The sequence below is a fragment of the Citrobacter sp. wls826 genome, from assembly GCF_005281245.1.
Lineage (GTDB): Bacteria > Pseudomonadota > Gammaproteobacteria > Enterobacterales > Enterobacteriaceae > Citrobacter > Citrobacter braakii.
The window spans coordinates 139,759-142,087 of record NZ_SZWS01000054.1 but is presented as its reverse complement, the minus strand read 5'-3'; the positions used below and the strand labels follow the sequence as shown (position 1 = coordinate 142,087).

General features: G+C 53.7%; 2 protein-coding genes and 1 pseudogene. All 3 read right to left on the bottom strand.

Features of this window, described 5'->3' with window-relative positions; all coding sequences use genetic code 11:
* Nucleotides 1-25: 25 nt before the first annotated feature.
* A complete protein-coding gene (gene tcyP / locus FDW87_RS14705; RefSeq protein WP_137379886.1) occupies nt 26-1,417 on the bottom strand; it encodes a cystine/sulfocysteine:cation symporter in 1,392 nt (463 codons plus the stop codon).
* A 135-nt stretch (nt 1,418-1,552) separates the two neighbouring features.
* Entirely contained in the window at nt 1,553-2,152 is a 600-nt protein-coding gene (locus FDW87_RS14700) for a metal-dependent hydrolase (protein ID WP_087050648.1), read from the bottom strand.
* 83 nt (nt 2,153-2,235) lie between these two features.
* Nucleotides 2,236-2,329, bottom strand: a pseudogene (locus FDW87_RS14695) (2-deoxy-D-gluconate 3-dehydrogenase); the annotation flags it as partial.

The following is a 2,329-nucleotide window of genomic DNA, read 5'->3' as shown; positions in this document are numbered from 1 at the left end:
TTTTTTGTTTTTCAGTCGAACAGACTTAGCGATGCGCCAGTTCGGCGTTATCGTCGCTGTCCAGAATTGTTTTATCGGTCTGTTTCAGCCATTGGCTGGTCAGCGTACCGGCTGTCATAGAACCGCTTACGTTCAGCGCGGTACGACCCATATCGATCAGCGGCTCAACGGAAATCAGCAGCGCAACCAGCGTGACCGGCAGACCCATAGCTGGCAGGACGATCAGCGCGGCAAACGTTGCACCGCCACCCACACCCGCAACCCCTGCGGAACTGACGGTGACGATACCGACCAGCGTGGCAATCCACATCGGGTCCAGCGGGTTGATCCCGACGGTCGGGGCGACCATTACTGCCAGCATTGCCGGGTACAGCCCTGCACAACCGTTCTGGCCAATGGTGGCGCCAAAGGAGGCGGCAAAAGAGGCGATGGATTCAGGCACGCCCAGACGACGGGTTTGCGCTTCAACGTTCAGAGGAATTGAGGCTGCGCTGGAACGGCTGGTGAAGGCGAAAGTCAGCACCGGCCACACCTTGCGGAAGTATTTCAGCGGGCTAACGCCGTTAACACCCAACAGGATCCCGTGTACCACGAACATAATGCCCAGACCGAGATAAGAGGCCACGACGAAGCTACCCAGCTTGATGATGTCCTGCAGATTGGAGCCCGCAACCACTTTGGTCATCAGCGCCAGAACACCGTATGGTGTCAACTGCATCACCAAACGAACCAGCTTCATCACCCAGCTTTGCAGGGTATCGATAGCGACCAGCACGCGCTCGCCTTTCGACGCATCATCTTTCAGCAGCTTCAGTGCGGCAACACCGAGGAATGCAGCGAAGATAACCACGCTGATAATCGACGTCGGGTTAGCTCCGGTCAGATCGGCAAACGGGTTTTTCGGGATAAACGACAACACCAGCTGTGGAACGCTGAGGTCAGCTACTTTGCCAACATAGTTGGTTTCAATCGCGTTCAGACGAGCGGTTTCGGCCCCACCTTGCACCAGACCTTCTGCGGTCAGGCCGAACAGGTTGGTCACCAGAACCCCTACCAGCGCGGCAATCAGCGTAGTAAACAGCAGCGTACCGATGGTCAGAAAGCTGATTTTACCTAACTGAGAGGCGTTGTGCAGACGCGCAACGGCGCTGAGAATAGACGCAAACACCAGCGGCATGACAATCATCTGCAGCAGTTGGACGTAACCGTTGCCGACAATGTTGAACCACTGTACTGAATCTTTAAGAACCTGGCTGTCGGAACCATAAATGGTGTGCAGGGCGAGGCCAAACACCACACCCATGACCAGACCGACCAGTACTTTTTTTGCCAGACTCCACTGCTTGTGACGGGCTTGCGCCAGCACGAACAGCAGCACTACGAACACGATAATGTTCGCGATTAATGGATAGTTCATCCCCGTTCTCCTGATCTTATTATGCGTATCACCGTGTGACGGTGATTCTGTTGGCGCAAGATTAGCAGAACTGTGACTTGCCTCTTATATTCAAATGGAATTGTTTATGCCAAAAATAACTTTATGGCTGATTTATTAGTCAACCTGGTGCGTTATAAAACGATTAAACTGCATTTGCAGCGTATTTATCATCTGCGATGACCAGCGCACCGCACTGTTCTCTTGTACGGTCTGCGGCATCCAGATTGCCCACGCGAACAGCGCCATGCACAGAAACCGCTCCAGTTGGTTGCCTTTTTGCGGCACGAGGATAGGCAGACGAAAACGCCAGCGGCAGGGCCAAAGCAGGGGGACGCCCGCCGGGGTCAACATGTCGGCCAGAATGTGGCTGAGATAACCGAGAACCATACCTTGTAAGGCATCCGCTGGAATTATCCAGGTATCAGGGACTTTCAGGTAAAACGTGGCCAGCAGGGCAAAAACCGCCAGCAGGCTATGCGTAAATCCGCGATGACCAAATGCCCGGGCAATGGGCTTTGATATCCACTTTAGACGCTGTCCCAGCAGGGATTTGGGATGATCGATATCCGGCAGCAGGCACGTTAAAATGGCTGAAGGAACAATATGCCACCAGTCACCCTGAGCAAGAACGGGCGTTAGCTCGGCATTCTTGGCAAATACCGCACAGGCAATAGAAAAAAGAAGGTGACCTTCCGCCGTCATGATAAAACCCAATAAACTGTCGATTCATACAGTATAGGGGTTTTATACAGTAGGCGGAAGAGGTGACGTTGTAACCCTTTGTCACAAGTGCGCCTTTACCGCGCCAGCCAACCGCCATCCACGACCAGCGTATAGCCATGTATATAGTCTGAGGCAGCACTTGCGAGGAACACGACCGGGCCTTTCTGA